Genomic DNA, 19789 nt, shown 5'->3' with positions numbered 1-19789 from the left:
TTGGTCTCCTTTGGCGTCAAATGATGTGTGCTTGCGTGAACAGTTGGCGATACGTCGCAGCGGTCGCACGGTTGCGACGATTCTCGACGCTTTGTTTTGACAGGGCGCCATGCGGCGCGAGCCGTTCCGGTGCTTCCAGGTAGTTCCGGAGCGACGCCTCGAGCGACGCAGCGGTCGGCTCACATTTGAAACAGTTCTCCCCTTCCGTCAAATGCCCCGAGACGTTGTCGACTTGACGGCTGACGACGACGCCCATTCCGGACGCGCACGCCTCGATGATCGTCAAGTTGCCGTTCGAATAGGTCGCCGGCAAGACTAAGATGTCCGAGTCACGATAGACGAGATGCATATTGTCCCAGGCGTCGATTTCATCCAAGAACGTCACACCTTCGAGGTCATGCTCCTTGATGTAGTCACGACACGCCTCGTACAAGTGTCCGTCCCGGTTCAACGCGAGCGACAGGTTCGGATAGTCTCGTTTCAAGGCCCGGTACGCTTCTAGGGCGACGAGCGGTTGGTAGCGGTCGATGAGCCGGTTCGCGAACAAGATCCGGACCGGGTCACCTCGGCGCTTCACGCGGAGCGGATGGTCGAAATAGGCGTCGATATCGATCGGGTACGGGGCGTTGACGACTTGTTCTTCCATGAATCCGAACTCGCGGACGAATTGGTCGCGGGCGACCTGCCCCATTCCGAAGATCAGGTCGGCGTCACGGAACATCGTGTGGATGATCCGCGTCTTCCACTTCGCGTTCGCTTGTTCGAGCAGCTTGTCCGAGGCGTTATCCTCACCCGACACGTCGCGGATCGGCTCGCTCAAGACGACGACTTTGCTGCCTTTCCGTTTCGCGAGCTTCAAGATGAGCGAGTGCAGCGGTGTGAAGCCGGCGACGAGAATGATGTCCGGTTTGAAGCGGGCAAGTTCTTGGAACACTTGGAGTGACACATAGTTCAATGGTCCGGCGAAGTAGTTGCTTTTGAGCACTTTACAGCGGTCGCCGAGCGGGACTTTCCACCAGTCGGGACGTCGGGCGGTCAATTGGTCATAAAACCAAAACTCGGTATCGAAATGTTCTTGGAGCGCGTAGCAGAATTTGACTTGATACGGGGCGGCGATGTTCGTGATGAAGACGAGTCGTTGTTTCATCAGATTCACCTCACCCGATCCGCTTCGTCGAGCTCGGCACGTGCCAAGCTGCGAGTTCTGCTTGAATGTAGGGCAGCGTCAACAGCAGCCGTTTCACGTCTTCGACGCCGAGCTGTTCGGTGTTGTTCGAGTTGTACTCGCCTTGGACCGTCAGCTCCCTGCTGCCTTCACTGAAATATTTGTCGTAGTTGAGGTCACGGTTGTCAGCCGGGACACGGAAGAAACCGCCCATATCTTCGGCGAGGACATGTTCTTCACGTGTCATGAGCGTCTCGAACGTCTTCTCGCCGTGCCGGGTGCCGATGACTTTGACCGGATTGTCGACTTGGAACAATTGTTTGAGCGCCTCGGCGAGGTCACCAATCGTCGAAGCCGGTGACTTTTGGACCATGATGTCGCCCGCGTGCGCATAATTGAAGGCGAAGACGACGAGCTCGACCGCGTCACTGAGACTCATCAAGAACCGGGTCATGAGCGGGTCGGTCACGGTGAGCGGTTCCCCGTTTTTGATCTGTTCGACGAAGAGCGGGATGACCGAGCCGCGGGACGCCATGACGTTACCGTAACGGGTGCCGCAGATGAGCGTCTTGTCCGGACCGACGGCGCGTGCCTTGGCGACGAACACTTTTTCCATCATCGCTTTCGAGATGCCCATCGCGTTGATCGGATAGGCCGCCTTATCGGTCGACAGGCAGATCACTTTCGCGACACCCGCGTCGACGGCAGCGTTCAAGACGTTCTCGGTGCCAAGGATGTTCGTCTTGACGGCTTCGATCGGGAAAAATTCGCACGAGGGGACTTGTTTGAGCGCCGCGGCGTGGAACACGTAATCGACGCCGTACATCGCGTTCTTGACGCTATTCGAATCGCGCACGTCACCGATGTAAAATTTCAGTTTGTCATCGTTGTAGCGCTTGCGGATGTCTTCTTGTTTTTTCTCGTCGCGCGAGAAGATACGGATCTCTTTAATGTCCGTATGGAGGAACCGTTTCATGACGGCGTTGCCGAACGAGCCGGTCCCGCCGGTGATGAGCAAAGTCTTATTCGAAAACATGATCGAGTCTCCTTTCTAATCTGCATTGTCTAAGAGGTCAGGAGGTTGTGTATGAAGTCTTTTACCCGCCAAATTTGAAATGAATTGGTAATAGAAGGGAAACCCTTATCATTTTTTCGCAACATGTGTCATCTCTTTTTCTTTCAACGGGACGGTCGGCGGTTCGACCTGCCCTTCGATGATGCCTTTGCGCAGGAGGACGTTTCGGACCGTCAACAAGATACAGACGAGGTCGAGACGGTGACCCATGTGCCGGACGTAATCCCCGTCAAACTTCGCCTTCACCTCGATCGGGAGCTCATCGCGTCCTTTCACTTGCGCCCACCCGGTCAGGCCTGGTTTGACCGGGGCGACGCCTTCTGCGCGTCTCGCCTCAATCAGATCGGTCTGATTCCACAGCGCCGGTCGCGGACCGACGAGCGCCATGTCGCCTTTTAAAATGTTGACGAGTTGCGGGAGTTCGTCGAGGCTCGTCTTCCTGAGGACGCTACCGATCGGCGTGATGTGTTTCGTCGGGTCGGCGAACAGGTGGGTCGGCACGTCTTTCGGCGTGTCGTCCCGCATCGTCCGGAACTTATAGATCCAAAACAACGTCTCGTCCTGACCGACGCGCTGCTGTTTGAACAGGACCGGTCCTTTCGAGTCGAGTTTGATCAAAATCGCGATCAACACGAGCAACGGTGCGAGCAAAAATAGTGCGAGCGAACTCAAGACGATGTCGAGTTTCCGCTTTTGATTCAAATAGCGCATCCCTCACACCTCCTTCTTGAGCGGACTCCCCGGAGTCTGTTTCCACACTTCGCGCATCACATAATCCGTGTACGACAACAAGATGCGGAGCACTTTATCGGACACGTTCGGCATCGCGTAGTCGGAAACGAGTCGCATCGGCGTATCCGTCTCCTCTAACACGCGGAGCGCCTGGAGGACGCGGTCGCGTTTCAAGCCGACCATCATCGCCGCCCCTTCTTCCATCGCCTCGGGCCGTTCGTGCGCTTGGCGGATGTTTAAGCCCTTCAGCCCGAGGATCGAGCTCTCCTCGCTGATCGTCCCGCTGTCACTGAGTACCGCTTTCGCATGAAGTTGCAAGTGGACGTAATCGCTGAACCCGAGCGGCTTGAGCGTGCGGATATTCGGGTGCAGCGTCACCCCGGTCTCGCGAATCCGGTTGGCGGTGCGCGGGTGCGTGCTGATGATGAGCGGGAGGTCGTACGTCTCGGCGATCGCATTCAACGTGTCGACGAGGTCGAAGAAGTTCTCATCCGCACTAATGTTCTCGTCCCGATGCGCGGAGACGACGAAGTAGCCGCCTGCCGTCAGACCGAGCCGGTCGAGCACGTCCGAGCGGTCGATTTTGTCTCGTTGGCGCGTGAGCACCTCGAACATCGGGCTGCCCGTCTTGATGACGCGGTCGGACGGGAGCCCTTCTTTTAGAAGATACTCGCGGGCGATGTCGCTGTACGTCAAATTGACATCAGCGATATGGTCGACGATGCGGCGGTTCGTCTCTTCCGGCACACGTTCGTCAAAGCAGCGGTTCCCTGCCTCCATGTGGAAGATCGGGATTTTATGGCGTTTGACGGCGATGGCGGCGAGGCAGCTGTTCGTATCGCCGAGAATGAGGACGGCGTCCGGTCGTTCCGCCTTGAGCACCGGATCGACCGCGATCAAGATGTTGCCGATCGTCGCCATCGGCCCGTCCGCGGAGGCGTCGAGGATGTAGTCCGGTGTGCGCAGACCGAAGTCTTCGAAAAAGATCTCATTCAACTCGTAGTCGTAGTTTTGTCCGGTGTGGACGAGGATGTGTTCGATCGCCTCCGACGCCTCGAGCTTGGCGATGACGGCCGAGAGACGGATGATTTCCGGGCGCGTGCCGACGATGGTCATCACTTTGAGTCGATTCATAACGTTCCCTCCTAAGAAGTATGGTGGATGGATAGGATGCGGATCTTCACTTGGGCAAACACTTGATGGACGAGTGCTTTCTCGCTGTCATCAAACGCGAGGAACCACATGATGATGCCATAGAGGACGACGAGCACGCCCCCTTTCAAGGCGAAGGTGAACAGGTTCGACGCCGGGAACAGCTGTTGGATGCCCCAGCCGATGACCGTATAGAGCGCGAGCGCCGGAAGAATCCTCACGTGGCATGACCGGAAAAACAGGACGATGTCGAGTTTGAGGATGCGGCTGTAGACGAAGTTCATGTAGAAGACGAGCCCGACGACATTGCCGATACAGATGGCGACAGCCGCCCCGATCGGCCCGTAAATCGGGATGAGGAGCGGAGATAACGTGATGCTGATACAGGCGACGATGAGTGCGCCATACGCCCGATATTTCACTTTGTTCTCGGCGATGAGCGTTGTGTTGCCGATGTCTTGTGTCAATGTGATGAGGCTCGGGGCGATGAGGAGGAGCGCGACGTAATACGAATCGTGAAACGCCTCGCCGACCCAGAGCCGCATGAACTCTTGTCCGAGGACGAAGAACGACAGGACGATCAATCCGACGATGTAGAGCTGGATGCGACCGATCCGGACGAACAAGACGGCGATTCCTCCCCTGTCGTCACGCGTGAGCATCCGGCTCACTTTCGGCAAGAACAAGAAACCGAGCGCCGACGCGATCGTCCAGACGTACCCTTCGATGACCATCCCGACCGAGAACAAGGCGATCGAGGCACTGCCGGCGAGCATCCCGAGCAGGCTCGGCGTGATGTTGAGGATGAAGCGCTGGGCGACGAGCGTGACCGTGCTCCATGTCATGAAGCCGAAGATGTCTTTATAAATTCCTTTGTCGCGTTCACGGAAGTTCGCGCGGACCGTCGTCTTCCGGTGGATAAAGATGTATTCGATGATGAGCACGAGCGTGCCGACGAACGCGGTGACGAGGACGAGCGCATACAGCCCGTAGCCGAGAAGGAGCGCCGTCACCATGAGGACGACGGTCGCGATCTTTTCTGTTAACTGGAGCGCGCTCGAGAACAAGAAGTACTCATGTGAGAAAAGGATGCCCGTGAACGGTTTCGCCGGGAATGACATGACGATGAACAGACCGGCGACGACGTACAGGACTTTCAACTTGTCGAGCTCGGCCGCGGTCAGCCCCGCGTATACCGAGTCGAGGAAGAAATAGACGACCGCGAGGATGACGAACAAGACGAAGCCGATGACGGTGAACAGTTTATAGGCGACGCCGAGGAAGCGTGCCGCCTTATCCTCGTCCCCTTCGGCCATGTATTTGCTCATGAACCGGGATACGGCCGCGTCGAGCCCGAAGTCCATCGCGAACATGCTGATCAGCGAGATGGTGAGCATGTAGAGCCCGTAGTTCGCCTGACCGATCTCCTGGATCATCCACGGCGTATAGATCAATCCGGACAAGATGCCGAAAAAGATTTGCGTATACGACATCGCTGCCCCGTATTTGATTTTGCGCGTGCTCGCGGCCTCATCGGGCTCGACGCGTGTCGACATGTGTTTCCACCTCTCTTCCTTACTGCCAGAAGAACGTATACACCGGTGCGTCCTGCAGGAACAACAAGACTAAAAGCGTCACCGCCGCGTAATAGACGAGCAATCGTTCGCGCCGCTCGAACGTCTTGAGGATCTCCGGGATCATCAGAATCAAGAACAGCGTGAAGTACTGGACAAGCCGCATCATCGACGGGTTGATGAACGTGAGCGGCAAGAAACATGCCGCGAGGAACAACGCGTTAAAGTAATGCGTCGCCGAAGGGTTGTTCGCCAAAATCTCGTCGCGCCGCCATAAGGCGACGAACAGGACGAACAGGAGCATGACGCTGAAGTTGATCGCACCCGCACCGGCCATGTAATCATACGTGTCGTAGCCAGATAACGTCACCAACATCTCAAAGAACGGGCCCCGAAACACGAACAAGGCGGCGATGAAGCCGAGCATGCCGAGAATGTACGCTTTCGTCAGTTGCCGGTTCGCCAAGAAATAAAACGGCAAGAACACGAGCGCCGACTTATGGATTGTCATGGCGACGAACACGAGGACGAGAAACAGTAGGAGCTTGCGGGCCCTGACGAAGTGATAACCGATGAGGACGACGAGCGCCGTCGCCACCGTCTGGCGTAACCCCGTCACGGCGAAAAATTCATAAAACAGGACCGAGAAGAGTAAAAAGCTGATGAGCGGCTCGCTCGAATATTTATAGATGAAGTAACCGAGCGGCACCATGAAGATGACGGCGATCAAGACGAGATACAGTTGATAGTCCGAGATGACGAACTGGGTGAGCCGTTGGAACAAATAATAGCCCGGGTCCTCGCTCTCTGTGAAGACGATGGTAAAGAAGTCCTGCGTCAGCGCTTCGAGCGGCAACGGTTTCGTCGCAAGGAACAGCGCTCCGTATTGCGCCGTGTCGTCCCCGACCGAGATGTGACGAAATCCCGACAAGACGACCCACTGGACGGTCGCGAACGTCACGAACCAACCGCGCCTGTAAGTCGTGTCAGAACGCATGAGCAGCATCGCCCAGAGGACGAGCAGTGCGATGTTGACGAGATAGATGGTCATGAGGTCGCCTCTTTTCTAACGATAGATGAGGTTCGTGACGCCCCGATAGAGCGACAGCAAGTTCGAGATCAAAAGTCCGTTGAACCGCAGACGCCCATGTTCGAACGGACTGAAATAGTCACGCACGTCCCGGGTCGCGAGATACGCTTCACGCACCGCCGCCGCGTCTTCTTTGAACGTATGGCGCAAGATGATCGGGATGAGCGTACCCGCGTCCGGACGGCGCTCGACGTCAAGGAGTAACTGGCTGAGATAGCGGTCCGACTCGATTTCGGCGCGGTGGGCAATCTTTTTCGTCTGTTGGGCCCCGTGAATCCGGGACAGAACGAGCGGCTCATCCGTCAAATAGTAGTCAAACCCTTCAAGCGCGAGCCCGATCCAACATATCCAATCTTGGATGAACCGGTCATCCTCCGAGAAGCGCCGCGCTGCGAACGCCGCGCGCGGGATGAGGAGCGCACAACCGTTCAGGCTCGACGTCAACATCAAGTGACGGAACATATCACCCGCTTCATACAACCCGGTGAACTTGCGCTGGTAACGTCGGATCGGGGCCCCGTGTTCGTCGATGAAGCGGGTGCCGGTGACGAGGATCGTCCGCGACGGGTCGAGTCTTTCCCGCTCGAGCGTCTCGAGCTGCGCCTCGATTTTCCGCGGGGCGTACAAGTCGTCGTGGCTGAGCCAAGAGAAGAAGTCACCGCGCATCTCGTCGATCCCACGGTTGAGCGCGCTCGAGACGCCGCCGTTCACTTGCTCGATGTAACGGATCCGGTCGCCGTAGGTTTTGGCGACGGCGGCCGTCTTCCCTCCGTCGGTCGAGCCGTCGTTGACGACGATGATTTCGATGTGCGTATACGTCTGGGCCAGGGCGCTGTCGATACATTCGGCCAAATAGTTGCTCCCGTTGTACACCGGGATGATGATCGAGACGAGTGGTTTCATAGAATATTCCTCACTTTCTCGTGTCGGAGCGCCGCATAGACGTCCAAGTAGTCGATGGCGCGGTCACGGAGCGCAAAATTCGTCCGGGCATGGGTGACGCACGCGTCTTTGTACGACCGTTTGCCACGGGCAAAGATGCGCTCGATCCCGTAATTCAAATCAGCGAGTCCCCGTGTCGCGACGACGACACCCGTTTGATCGGTGACGAGTTCCGGGCTCGCGGTTGCGTCCAAGACGAGCACCGGCGTCCCGCACGCCATCGCCTCGACCGTGACATTGCCGAACGACTCCTGTTCGGATAAGTTGAGGAACACGTCGGCGAGCGCGTAGTAGCGGGCGAGCTCACGGGCGTCGTTCGTCTCGTTGACGTGGATGACGTTGTCCGGGAGCTCTGTGTCGTCAAGCCGGCCGATCAAGAGAAATGCGTCGTTCGGACGTGCCGCCGCGAGGTCGAGGAAGGCACCGAGCCCTTTCGCCTCACTCCACGTGCTCGCGACACCGAGCAGCACCATCTTGTCGGCCAACTGAAGCCGTGCCCGGAGCTCGGTCGCGTCGACCGGACGAAACACGTCGAGGTCGACCCAGTTATGAATCCGGCGCAATACGGCAGCGTGTCGGAGGAACGAAAAGCGCGCCTCGGTCGTGATCCAGTCGGAGACCCCGACGACGGCGAGACGCGGAATCGCCGTCAACCAGCGACGCTTGTCGTCGAGCATCTCGCTCGTCCGGTCGAACAGCCAGCTCGGGATATCGTCCCGAAGTTGCGGGCAGTCGCCGCAGCCGTGTTGCCACTTGTTGCACCCGACCGTCGTGTAATGCGTACATTTGCCGGTGAAGAACCAGCAGTCATGGAGCGTCAAAACGGTCGGGATGTCGCGTGTGGCCAAGTATTCGAACAACGTCCTGAGATGAACGTAGTTGGCATGCAAGTTATGGAGATGGACGACGTCCGGGGCGTAGCGCTCGATGTCACGGACCAAATTCTCCGTCGCGAGCTTCGAGCCGTAGCCTTGCCGTCCGGTGAGCCGGGCATGCAGCGCGTGCAACTTCACGTCTACAGGATCGCCGATGACGTAACTCGCCTCGGTGACCAGTCCCGTCGAATGGGCGACACGTGTCTCGTGTCCGCAGTCGTGATGGACAGATGCGAGTTCTTTACAGATTCGTCCAGTGCTCTTCACGTCGTTGATCGCGTTAATATGGAGAATTTTCATCGTCGCCACCTCACTCGTACGCGTAATACTTATGCCGTCCGCTCTTCCGCTTGTTCAAGACGAGGCCGAGCATATGCGTCCCGGTCCGCTCGAGCTGTTCTTTCGCTTTCACGACGAGTTGGCGCTCCGAATTCTCGCAGCTGATGACAAGGATCGTGCCGTCGGCGATTTTTGCGAGCAGACGGGCGTCCGCCACTTGCATCATCGGCGGTGCGTCGAGGATGACGATATCGTATTGCCGGCGCACCTCGTCGAGCAGTTCGACCATCTGGTCAGAAGCGATGAGCTCGGTCGGATTCGGCGGAATCGGTCCGGCGGTGAGGAGCGACAACCGCTCGACGCCCGTCTTTTGAATGGCCCGCTCGAGCAAGATCCGTCCGACGAGAATCGTCGATAGCCCGGCTTGGGACGAGAGGTTGAACGTGAACTGCGCCGTCGGTTTACGAAGGTCACAGTCGATGAGAAGGACGCGCTTTCCGAGCTGCGCGTAGACGACGGCGAGGTTCGCCGCGGTCGTCGACTTCCCTTCCCCGGTCGAGGCCGATGTGACGTTGATCATCTGTAGCTTCTGTCCGATCGACGTGAACTCGAGGTTCGTCCGGATCGTCCGATACTGCTCCGAGATCGGCGACTTCGGATTGGCGAGCGTGATCAAATCACGCTGCCCGTAATCAGGAAGATTGTCGTTCTTTTTTCTCAGAAACATGAGGGACCTCTCCTTTCCCTTTAGGGGTGTTCGTTTTTATTTTTTTCGGTTTCATGTCACGCCGTTCGATGACCGGCACCGACCCGATAACGGGAAGGTCTAACAGCCGTTCCGCCTCTTGTTCGTTTTGAATCCGTTTGTCGAACACGTAACGTAAGAGACCGATCAGCCCGCCGAAGAACAAGCCGACGAACATACCGATTATTGTATTGACGAGGATGTTTGGTGAGATCGGGGTGAGCGGCACTTCAGCCGGCGACAAGATGCGGACGTTGTCGATGTTCATCAAGTCCGGGATCTCGTCCGCGAACACTTCGCTGATGACGTTCGCCGTCTCGGCCGCCACCGCCGCGTCCGTATGGGTGATGACGACGCTGATGACTTGTGACTCTTCCTCACTCTCGACCGTGAGCACGTCACTGATCGGGTCTGGCGCGTTCGGGACGCGCTCTGTCACTTCGTTCAAGATGGCCGGGCTCTTCATGATGACCCGGTACGTATTGACGAGCGAGAGCGACGAGAGCACTTCCGAGCTGTCGACGCGGTCGCCTTCTTGTTCGGTCACTAAGAGCACTTGCGTCGAGGCCTCGTACGTCGGTTGGATGAACGCCGTGCTCACATAATAAGCAGCGAGCCCGCCGAGCAGGATGAACGGTACGAGTAACCACTTGCTTTTCTTAAGTACCTCGACGAGATCACCGACGATCGTCGTTTGCTGATTCATACATGTTTCCCTCCCTACAGACAGAATGGACGACAGAAATAAGGCATGAGCCTACCGTAATACGTTCTTTCCCTGTTCATCTTGACAATCGGAGGGAATCATTTATCATTTTTTCGCAACATCATGTCATGTTGCCGTTCCGTTTCGTTCTTTGTCTTTTTAGGAACTTGGACCTAAAAAAAGACCGCCTCGCGAGGAGACGGTCGGTCAGTTCAGTTCGCGATGCAGTTCGCGGTCGGTGATATAGTCGGGTTCGAGTTTTAAGATGACGCGGTCGAAGGCGCGTTGAAGGCCGAACATGCCAAGCAACAGGACACCGAGCGCTAGAAAGAACGACGTCCCCGGCGAGCCGGTTTCAAACCACCCAAGCAACGCGTACAAGACAAGGAGGCCAAACAGCGTCAGCCAAAACGGGAAGCGGATGAGCCGTTGATACGTCGCGTCATCGTTGAATGTACTCCGGATTGTCCCGAGTTTCCATTCACGCACGAGCAGCGGGGCGACGCCGAGAAACCCGAGTCCGATGAGGAGCGGTTGTGAGAGGTCGACCGTTCGCAGGAGCATGCTCGTCAGGAAGATGGAACCGGCTCCGATCATAATCGCTTTTGCTTTGCCTTGCCGTGCGTAGTCGACGAGGCGACGGATATGTTGTTCGCGTTTCATGGGAGTCCCTCCTTTGGATTACATATCCATGTACGTAAAAAGCTCGGCACAAGTTTCGAAATAAGAAACTCGCCCGATCTTTTCTTAAAATTCTTCCAGTTCAAACAAGTAAGGTTTTTGAACCGAGAATTGATGGGAAGATTTTAAAATCAATGCGTCTTGATTTACATTGAGTTTAATTTGTTTGCCATCCTCCGTTTCGATGACTAATACTCCATCCGCGTAAGACGCATTCTTCACTTCAGAGTTAAGCTGAAACTTAACTACTGACGTCTGTTCCGCATTCACTGAAAAAGAAAGCATGAGCTCATTCACCTCTTTTCTAAGCTTAAAATTGTGTTGTATATCGCAAACTTTAGGTGAGTTCGCATTACACATTTTTAGTCTGTCATAGGGAAAAACCGCTTCGATTCGGCTCCTTTGACGGAGTGTAAATTAGGCTATGTCGATAATGCGTTTTTACTTTAGGAGAAGAGTATACTAAATCACCACATGTTGAAATTAAATAGTGGAGTGGAATTGAGGTGACAAATAAGTTACTATTTCCGTCGATTTTAAGTCTCAAATCTTACTTCATTCAAGTGTAATTCTTCTAATGACCCCATTCTTATGTGCTGACTACTTGATGATGACGGTCTGCGTCTGTTTCACATACCCTGTTTTTTGTTGTGTCACGAGAAGTGATTTCCCTTTCGCTTGTGCTGGGATGGCGACGCGATACGCTCCTTTGGCGTCCACTTTGACGGTCTTCCCAATCATCTTCGTCCCGATGAACACGCGGACGAACGCACCTGGCTCACCTTTACCGCTGACGACACGCGGTGTGGCCGTCGCCGTGAGCTTCGCTTGGACACCGAGCACGGTCCGTTTGATCGAACTTGACGTGTTTCCGGCCGCGTCCATTGCTTGGACTGACACGGTATCACCACGTGTCAGCTGCGACAAGTTAAGTGAGTAGACACCTGCTGACGAAGCGGTCGTAGTCAATTGTTTCTTATTGTGATGAACGACGATTGTCGAGCCGGCTTCCGCACGTCCGAACACACGGGACGAGCGGTTCGTCAACGTCGAGACGGTAGCGAGCGGTGGAGCCATCACGCGTCCACAACAGATCACGGCGCGGTTTAAAGAAGCGATGTCTTCTTCATTGCATACAAAATAAAAAAAGCGTCTCTTGTTTTGAGTTAAAACGAGAGACACCTTTTTTTATTACTACAAATGAATAATAGGTTAGTTTCGTAAGAAGTTTCTTACATCATCCGCGTTGCGCATGACATTATCCGTCGGCACGTCGAGTAAGTCTGCCAACTCGACACTCGCATCGAGACGCACGCTCACTCGCTCGTTTTCATCAAAGGCGATTGCCGAAAGCTGTCGATACTCCTCATATTGTCTGAAGATGGTTTGAAGCACCGCCTGATACTCCACATTCATCATCGCGATGGCAGCCTCGTATGTGGCTTTCACCTGCTCCGTATTCGTATATAAGCTCTCTTTGAACGTATCCATCAATTCGTTCAATTTATAGAGCGAAGCGACCAATTCATCAATCGCATACATCAACGTGGCCACGACGATCCCAGTCAGGATTCCGCCAATCAATCCACCAATCAAGTGAGCAAACATTGCAAACGGCGTCGTTTGTAGATACGTCACGAATGATTCCGTCAATAATACGCCGGCAGTCGTAGCCAAAGCCGCCACTACAAGCTTTGTAGCTTCTTTCATCGCCGTTTTCGAATCCATCCCTTGAGGCGGATTCGTCAACAATTTGAACGCACTCCACAGTCCCGTTACGCCATCATTAATCAAACGAGCCAATTTTTTCGAAGTCGTCATAAATGTATTAATGAAGACGGTCAACAGATTCCCCATAAATCCACCGATGAAGCCATCTTTGAACGTTGTGGCAAACCGTTTCACATTTTGAGTCATATGGACAAACACTCGCTCGAGCATTTGTTTAAATGCCACGGTCCGTGATTCCCAATCTGTATATTGTTTAAAATTTTTATAGAATACTTTTATTTCTTTGAATAGACTATGTTGCAACTCATAAAAAAATAATCCTACCGCCTGTTTAAATCCAACACGTACCCCTTGATCAAGCCCAGTTTTAGCCATTTTTTTCACGTAATATGTGTTTTTTGCTTTAGTAACAGAAGAGTTGACATGCTTTTTCGCTTCAACATATTTTTTCGTCGCGGCTGCTTCGTCTATTTCATAGCGGTCTAGATTTGTCTGGCTCGAATCTTTCGGGTTAGGGGAATCCATCCATACTTTTAAATCCTTATCGCCTTTTGATTTATTGAGACGATCATTCGCCCAAGCCAAATTTTGTTCATCGACCGCCATTTTACCTCGTTCATCATCTGACATATATAGACGGGCTTCATTGTTTTTATGAATCTCTGAGGCCGACACAATATGGTCGCGATGACTGGACCCATCTTTTTGCAATTCTTTTCCCGTGTAGTCATCTACCAGTGTCTGGTTTTGCTTAAATTCATGCTTTCTCATTTTTTTAAAATCTTTTTCGTATATGTCCTGTCGCGTTTTTTTTGAATAGTCTCGAGAATATTGCTCTTTTAAGTCATCATCTAAAAACACACCCGCGTTGGCATTATGCAAGGTGGTCACATTGCCACCTCGTTTGTAGTCGTCTATAAATGGGCTTAACCCAAATTCTTGAATCACTTTTGTAATGGCAATCTCTTTATATTGTTCTAATAAGATTTTGATATGGGATTCTTTTAAGCCGGACGTTTCGTTCAAATCAATTTCAAAGTTGGAGTGTAGGGATTCAGAGAACAATTGGCTCATTTAGATTTACCTACTTTCTTATTCAACAACTCGGTTGCACTTTCTAACGAATTCATCCACACTCCCAGTCGTTTTAACAAATCTTGATCTTGTTGAATCTTTTCCATGTCCCAGCTGTATGTATTTAATTTGGGTTTCACTTCATTCAATAAGCGTTGCAAACCATCATAATAATGATTCGTGAGATCGATTAATTCTTTAATCTCTGCTTCGTTCTGTTTTAGGGCCACACGTTCCTTTTTCAATGCAGTGGCCTTCTCTCGTGCTTCTCGCCCCATCTTTTTATTTTTCCCATTTTGAAGTAAACCAGTTGCGAAAACAATCCCCCATCCAATGGGACCAGTTAAGCCGATAAGGCCACTCCCTATGGCTAAACTTCCACTGCTGAACACACTTCCCCCCAACCAAGCTATAGAGGCACCGGCAGCCACACTCCCACTCATCGTTCCACGAGAGGCAATCCCGAAAGTCGTAGCAATGGCAGCCGCAGTAGTCCTAATGTTTGCATTGTTTAAACCGTTCACCGCGGATTTTAAAGCATCTTGCAATTCTTGATTGGCTGCAATCGCAGTCTCTACTTCCATCAAAAACGTATCGTATGTTTTAAATCCTTGCTCAATTTTTTGTACTTCGAGTTGCATGACCCTCGGTTGATTTTTTAATCTGTGGATTACATTCCAATTTCCTTCAATGATGAGTTTTAAATACTTTCGTTTTCCAAATAATTTTTCTGACTCGTCCATTACACTAATTTTCGCTGTTTCATATTCAATTTCAGATTTTTTATATTCTGCGATTGAATCATCTCGGAACTGTCGATTTAACATTTTTCTACCACCCCATGTTTTAATTAGGAACATAATTACAAAAATTATAGCCTTATCCTATTATAAGGATTTAACATGCTATAGGTTGGTATTTTTATGTTTAAGGTAGATGATTTTAAGAAGTAATGCACCACACGAGTAAAGGGATTACACATTAAGGTTGATTTATCTCACATCATGTCTATTTGAACGGGCACATCAATTCGGATATCCATGGAATCGGCGCGGTTTGAAGAGACGATGTCTTCTTCTGTCACACCTAAATAAGGAAAACGTGCTTCGCTCCGATTAAATGGAGTGAAGCACGTTTTTTATTGGAAGTCGACCCGCCCTGTCGCCGGATAATCCCCCACTTCCCACTTATGGTCTTTCTGAAGCGTCGCATCAGACACTAAGAAGTAATCATACCCGACCTCCCCCGGCCGGTTCGGCACGGGATCATTCCAGGTTGTATCCAAGTGATACCAAGCACCGTCCAACTTCACGAGATTCCAGGCATGCAACTCGGTCCCGGCTTCCCCGGAAATATACTTCGCCTCTACCCCGGCGGCTTCCAATAACAGTAACGTCGTCAAAGCATACCCTTCACACACACCCTCGCCGTTGAACAAAATTGAGTACGGCGTATAAGGACTGGCCGCACTTTTTAAATTGTAGGCTGTATTCAAGACGACAAAGTCATTCACATATTTCACTTTCTCATAATCGTTCAAGCCGCTAGGCATCTCCTCGACGACTTGATCGACTTTTGCTTCGATTTGCTTAGCTTCCTCGATGTTCATATCGTAGGCCAATCGCATATCCAAATCGACATACCCGCCGTGATCCCGATACTCTGTCTCGCCTCCGCGTGACAAGCGGAAGACATAAATATGGTTCGCTTCGAGCCAATCCCACGCTTCATCCATCGTCTGCTCGAAGTCACGACTTTTACCGATATAACGGATGCTGAATGAATCATCGAATTGGCTCATATGGTAGGCGATTGCCCTGCCGAGCTCTTCGGGAGAAGCAATCTGATTCGGTAACTCGAACGTGTCCCCTAAAATCGTAGCGGATTGACTCTCGACCTGTTTCGGGCCGAAAATTTCCGTCATGTTACCTTCCATATACACCATGTATCCGCTCACGAAGCTGACCCCGAGCATTGTCATCGTCAAAACGCCGCGTCCAGTCACGACGATGGACGACCAAAGTGCCGACCGCTTGCTTTTAATCAATCTGTTCAGTTCATTGCTGACCATCTGTTCTAGCTGCGTCCGTTTCATCTTCAATTTAGGATGAACTTGAAACACGACTTTCCGGTACACCGGATCGAGCAGTTCAAACTGTTTAGCGGGGTTATGCTCATACGTTTTCAACTCGATTCGGATGGGACGAAGTTCACGCTTTAATGCTCGATGGACAATCCTCATTTCACGCCCTTGACGAAATAAGAGAATCGTAATACCCCCACTTAATAACACGATCAACGTATATATGATGACATTCACGACGTTCGTTTCTCCTCTCGTTCATGTATGCTACCGAATAGAATATTTTCCCTACTCTTAAACCTCTATAAGTATATAATAACTCTATAAACAATATATGGAAGGTGTTGCCACATGAATATTAATACATATTTGAAAGAGTACGCTCAAACTGTGCTCGGTGACGGAACACATATCGCCCCGAACGTACCCGACAAAAAATTGAACGGTGCCATTAAAACTTATGCGCAAGATGCACTTCCAGAACACGTCGTCGTCTTGTACGATTCGACTCTCTTTAAGAGCGGCAAAGAAGGCATGCTGTTTTTAGGGGACCGCTTCTACTTCAAACCGCTTCTTGAAAAGCCAATCTGTGTGCTCTACAAAGATTTGCAACGTGTCGACTTGGACCGAGAAGTAACATATAAAAACGACAAGCGGAAAGAGAAGCTTCATGTCGTCATGCACACCGAGCAATACGACTATAGTATGACCGACAAGCTCGCGACGTATAACGTCGAAGGCGTCGTCGAGTTATTAAACGGCATCGCAGCGCTCAAAGACAAAGAAGACGAACTCGTCAACGTCTCGCAAGTGACCCCCCTCGCCGACTTGCCGGAAACGTATAAGCTTACATATTTAAAATTTTTGGCGAACTTCACATTTGTCGACGACCAGCAAATCGATGCGAAAGAGTACAGTGAACTCATGTCACTCGTCACTCGGATTCACCTCAGTTCCGAGTATCGATTGCAGCTTCGAAGCTACTTGAGCAACCCGTCGCTTCACACTTCGACGACCGACTTGATTGAAGAATTACGTGCCCTGTCGACGACGATCGATTTCTCCATCGTCGAGAAATCATTGTTCAAAGACTTACTTTATCTGTTCAAATTAAAACGCCCACTCTCAGCATGGTTTGAGAATGCGTTTCTCCAACAACTAAAAGAGGATCTGTCGATTTCAAGAGACGAAATCGAACTTATCTCAAGTGCTATCCAAAGCGATGAGGATATTTTGACGTTCCGGAAAAATGACTCTGAGATTGCCAAGTCGATGAAAGACTTGGCGGCGAAAGCGGCCGCGGTCGGAGTCCCATTGACGGCCATCTATTTATCAGGATCTGTCGTCGGCTTGAGCGCCGCCGGATTGACGTCTGGTTTGGCTTCTCTCGGCATGGGCGGATTGCTTGGATTCTCGAGCATGTTCACCGGAATCGGGGTGTTGGTCGTCATCGGAGTCGGGACATACCAGGGATTGAAGAAAATCACAGGAATTAAAGATATCGAGAATAATAAGCAACGGGAATATATGCTTCAAGCCATCATCCGGAACACTCAGCAGACGCTCAACTATTTGCTCGAAGACATCAATGAGATTTCAAGTCGTCTCGTTGTCGCCATCCAACAGGGGAATGAAAATTCGGAGAAAATCAATCAGTTATCCAATATGCTACAGATGCTCAGCCAAAGTGCTCAATTCAGCGCCGGTAAGCAAACCCATTCGCAGAAAGAACAAATCATGACGCAACTACCGTCAAAACTGAGTACGGTTCGCTTAGATGAGTTGACGTCGAAAGCGACATATCAAAAGATTCGCGATTACATCTATACGTGTTATACGCCTGAACCAATCCAATTGGATGACATGACGTTCAGTAACGAAGAGGAGCTCGTCTTGAAAGAGACGCTCACGCTCGAAGAACTAGAACAATTGCATGAGTCATTCCAAGCGATCGGTTACTTCGAGATGACAGGCGGCGGTCTCGCTGAAGTGACGGGTGGAGCGAAGCGTCTCGTCAAGAACGTCTTCGGTGACAGATGAACCGGTCCGAACAAGACATGGTAGACAAGGCGAAAGCGCTACTCGTCCAACAGCATCAAGCCGCCCAGGCCGAGCAACGCTTAGGTGAAGTAAACAAGCATCTATCACAACTTGAAAATACACAGGATGCGCAGGCTGCTGTCCTCGATGATTTGTTTGAAGATATGATGCGGCTCATGAACGGGCAGTCTCTTTCAGCGGAGGCAACAACGCTTGCACCGCTAGCCGTCCCGATGTTTGACGAACTCGAGCCGATTCAAGTCTCGGGCGTCTCCTGGGACATTTATTTGAACGAGCTCGATTCGTACGCCGCAAGGCATGACGTAACGGGACTTGATGACCCATTCGTCCATTTACTCACAACGCGACAGCGGCACGACTTGGCGATGTCATTTAAAGAAGAGTTCATGCTGAAGGAAGCGGAATGTGACCGCTACGATTATATGATTGCCTCCTTCAGTGGCCTTATCGCCGGTTTGATTGACAGCTTCTTTGTCGGTTCCCCATCCGACAGTAAATTGCGCGCATGGTCGGACGAAAAAGTCGACAACGTCGTCATCAAGTTCGCAAACCTCGTCTGGAAACAAGACAAAAAGAATGGGGCTCGACTCCGGAAACAACCGGACTCGATTGCGAGCGCCATCGGTTTTTTAGAGCGTCGGTTTAAAGTAAACTACGACGCACGCTATGCGAGTGATTTAAAGATGGGCGCAACAACGCTCAACATGCGGCCGTCGGACCACCACTTGAAATCGCTCGCCCACGCGCCGGATATCATCGGTTTGTTCTTCTCGATTTTAGATCAATTTACGGGTAAGGCCAGTTTCATCTCGGACGGCCGACTGCTTCGGCTCGAGCCAAAAGAAGACGGGACCCAAGTGCTTCAAGGTGGGAACGTGTTGGCTAAACTGTTCGCCGGGTTCGCTAACTGGATCGGCCACCTTTTATCAGACGTGTCAGGATCGAGTGGTGTCCGGGGACATGACGATGGTCGTCGTGGCGCCGGTATCCCGCTCCCGTTTTTCGAACTGTTCCAATTCGCCGACTTCGGACAGGTTTCCCATAAAGGCAAGACACTCTCATTTGCCGACTTCTCGACAAAAGTGTTCGAGAGCGGATATGATGCGCGTCATGGTGTCGCGATGGCGGTTCCGGTCGTCTTCAACGAACTCGTCATCCGCCTGCTTTGGGGATTGAAGAGTCTGTTTTATCACAAAAATGGATGGATGGAGTCAATTCCTGTCGGCAACAAACCGACACTTCGAAAAATGCTACTCGTTGGTCACGGGGCCTTGTGCCTGACCGACGGAATGGATGCATATATACGGAGTGGAAATGTCCCAATTCTGTTTGCGACACGGCTAAATTACGTCGCTTGGAGCCGTTTTGCCTTCGCCTCGATGCAAGAGCTCAAGCATGTGCTCGGGAAAGACGTGTACGACTGGAAAGCCGTTGACGCCCATTTGGAGCAGGAATGGAAGAAACTCAGCGGCGAATACTGATCATAAAAGAGCTCTTATTCCCTACTTACTCGTACCACCTTACAACTAGAAAATTCGACCGATGTCTCCGACTGGACGAACGTAATCATTGTGAAAGAAGCCATGACGTCGCTCCTCGATGCTCCTGCGTTTCGTTCATTTAGTGCGACAGTGACCGAAGTGTTGAATGAGCTATATACTGTAAAAGCGCAACGCAAAAGACCATCGAACTTGTCATGATATGCTCCCCAATAGGTAGACAGATGAAATAACAAATCTGTTTATCTATTGGGGAGTGTTTTTTTATGGCGAGAAGTCGGCATTCGATTGAACAAAAACTGAGTGCACTACGTATGCTGGAAGA

Annotated in this window: 18 protein-coding genes; 2 read left to right on the top strand and 16 right to left on the bottom strand. The window is 51.9% G+C overall.

Features of this window, described 5'->3' with window-relative positions:
* Positions 1 to 16: 16 nt before the first annotated feature.
* The 16 genes from EVJ29_RS00090 to EVJ29_RS00015 all read right to left on the bottom strand — a co-directional run bounded on the left by EVJ29_RS00090 (position 17) and on the right by EVJ29_RS00015 (position 16141).
* A complete protein-coding gene (locus tag EVJ29_RS00090; protein WP_131464310.1) occupies positions 17 to 1147 on the bottom strand; it encodes a glycosyltransferase family 4 protein in 1131 nt (376 codons plus the stop codon).
* Positions 1148 to 1157: 10 nt separating this feature from the next.
* On the bottom strand, positions 1158 to 2201 hold the full coding sequence (locus EVJ29_RS00085; protein ID WP_131504546.1) for a polysaccharide biosynthesis protein: 1044 nt from the start codon (positions 2199 to 2201) through the stop codon (positions 1158 to 1160).
* A gap of 108 nt (positions 2202 to 2309) precedes the next feature.
* Complete coding sequence (locus EVJ29_RS00080) at positions 2310 to 2951, bottom strand: sugar transferase (RefSeq protein ID WP_131464312.1); 642 nt, start codon at positions 2949 to 2951, stop codon at positions 2310 to 2312.
* A gap of 3 nt (positions 2952 to 2954) precedes the next feature.
* A complete protein-coding gene (wecB, locus tag EVJ29_RS00075) occupies positions 2955 to 4106 on the bottom strand; it encodes a non-hydrolyzing UDP-N-acetylglucosamine 2-epimerase (RefSeq protein WP_131464314.1) in 1152 nt (383 codons plus the stop codon).
* Between the two features lie 11 nt (positions 4107 to 4117).
* Positions 4118 to 5680 (bottom strand): oligosaccharide flippase family protein, encoded by a 1563-nt coding sequence (locus EVJ29_RS00070; protein ID WP_131504545.1) that lies wholly within the window; start codon positions 5678 to 5680, stop codon positions 4118 to 4120.
* A 19-nt stretch (positions 5681 to 5699) separates the two neighbouring features.
* On the bottom strand, positions 5700 to 6749 hold the full coding sequence (locus EVJ29_RS00065) for an EpsG family protein (RefSeq protein WP_131504544.1): 1050 nt from the start codon (positions 6747 to 6749) through the stop codon (positions 5700 to 5702).
* 15 nt (positions 6750 to 6764) lie between these two features.
* Positions 6765 to 7691 carry a glycosyltransferase family 2 protein gene (locus EVJ29_RS00060; protein WP_131504543.1) on the bottom strand — a complete coding sequence of 309 codons (927 nt, stop codon included), beginning with the start codon at positions 7689 to 7691 and terminating at the stop codon, positions 6765 to 6767.
* A complete protein-coding gene (locus EVJ29_RS00055) occupies positions 7688 to 8905 on the bottom strand; it encodes a glycosyltransferase (RefSeq protein WP_201738968.1) in 1218 nt (405 codons plus the stop codon). The genes EVJ29_RS00060 and EVJ29_RS00055 overlap by 4 nt, the downstream gene beginning before the upstream one ends.
* A 10-nt stretch (positions 8906 to 8915) precedes the next feature.
* On the bottom strand, positions 8916 to 9611 hold the full coding sequence (locus EVJ29_RS00050) for a CpsD/CapB family tyrosine-protein kinase (RefSeq protein ID WP_131504541.1): 696 nt from the start codon (positions 9609 to 9611) through the stop codon (positions 8916 to 8918).
* The gene (locus EVJ29_RS00045) at positions 9577 to 10335 is read right to left on the bottom strand and encodes a YveK family protein (protein WP_131470129.1); all 759 of its coding nucleotides are present in this window, start codon (positions 10333 to 10335) and stop codon (positions 9577 to 9579) included. Before EVJ29_RS00045 ends, EVJ29_RS00050 begins: the two co-directional genes overlap by 35 nt.
* A 207-nt stretch (positions 10336 to 10542) precedes the next feature.
* On the bottom strand, positions 10543 to 10998 hold the full coding sequence (locus tag EVJ29_RS00040) for a hypothetical protein (protein WP_131504540.1): 456 nt from the start codon (positions 10996 to 10998) through the stop codon (positions 10543 to 10545).
* Between the two features lie 84 nt (positions 10999 to 11082).
* On the bottom strand, positions 11083 to 11286 hold the full coding sequence (locus EVJ29_RS00035) for a hypothetical protein (protein ID WP_131504539.1): 204 nt from the start codon (positions 11284 to 11286) through the stop codon (positions 11083 to 11085).
* 330 nt (positions 11287 to 11616) lie between these two features.
* Positions 11617 to 12093: an Ig-like domain-containing protein gene (locus tag EVJ29_RS00030; protein WP_131464334.1), complete on the bottom strand. Its 477-nt coding sequence runs from the start codon at positions 12091 to 12093 to the stop codon at positions 11617 to 11619.
* Positions 12094 to 12228: 135 nt separating this feature from the next.
* On the bottom strand, positions 12229 to 13821 hold the full coding sequence (locus tag EVJ29_RS00025; RefSeq protein WP_131464337.1) for a hypothetical protein: 1593 nt from the start codon (positions 13819 to 13821) through the stop codon (positions 12229 to 12231).
* Positions 13818 to 14648, bottom strand: a complete 831-nt coding sequence (locus tag EVJ29_RS00020; protein ID WP_131464340.1) for a hypothetical protein — start codon at positions 14646 to 14648, stop codon at positions 13818 to 13820. The genes EVJ29_RS00025 and EVJ29_RS00020 overlap by 4 nt, the downstream gene beginning before the upstream one ends.
* 311 nt (positions 14649 to 14959) lie before the next feature.
* On the bottom strand, positions 14960 to 16141 hold the full coding sequence (locus EVJ29_RS00015) for a transglutaminase domain-containing protein (protein ID WP_131464344.1): 1182 nt from the start codon (positions 16139 to 16141) through the stop codon (positions 14960 to 14962).
* A gap of 114 nt (positions 16142 to 16255) precedes the next feature.
* On the opposite strand from EVJ29_RS00015, the gene EVJ29_RS00010 reads away from it, so the two are divergent.
* Together EVJ29_RS00010 and EVJ29_RS00005 are read left to right on the top strand one after the other, a co-directional pair.
* Positions 16256 to 17944, top strand: coding sequence for a hypothetical protein (locus tag EVJ29_RS00010; RefSeq protein ID WP_131504538.1), 1689 nt, complete (start codon positions 16256 to 16258; stop codon positions 17942 to 17944).
* On the top strand, positions 17941 to 19446 hold the full coding sequence (locus EVJ29_RS00005) for a hypothetical protein (protein ID WP_131464350.1): 1506 nt from the start codon (positions 17941 to 17943) through the stop codon (positions 19444 to 19446). The genes EVJ29_RS00010 and EVJ29_RS00005 overlap by 4 nt, the downstream gene beginning before the upstream one ends.
* The last annotated feature ends 343 nt before the right edge of the window (positions 19447 to 19789 follow it).

The organism is Exiguobacterium sp. SH4S7 (assembly GCF_004336795.1).
GTDB classification, from domain to species: domain Bacteria; phylum Bacillota; class Bacilli; order Exiguobacteriales; family Exiguobacteriaceae; genus Exiguobacterium; species Exiguobacterium aurantiacum_A.
Note: the sequence above shows the minus strand (reverse complement) of the source record. Positions and strands in the feature narration are given on the sequence as shown.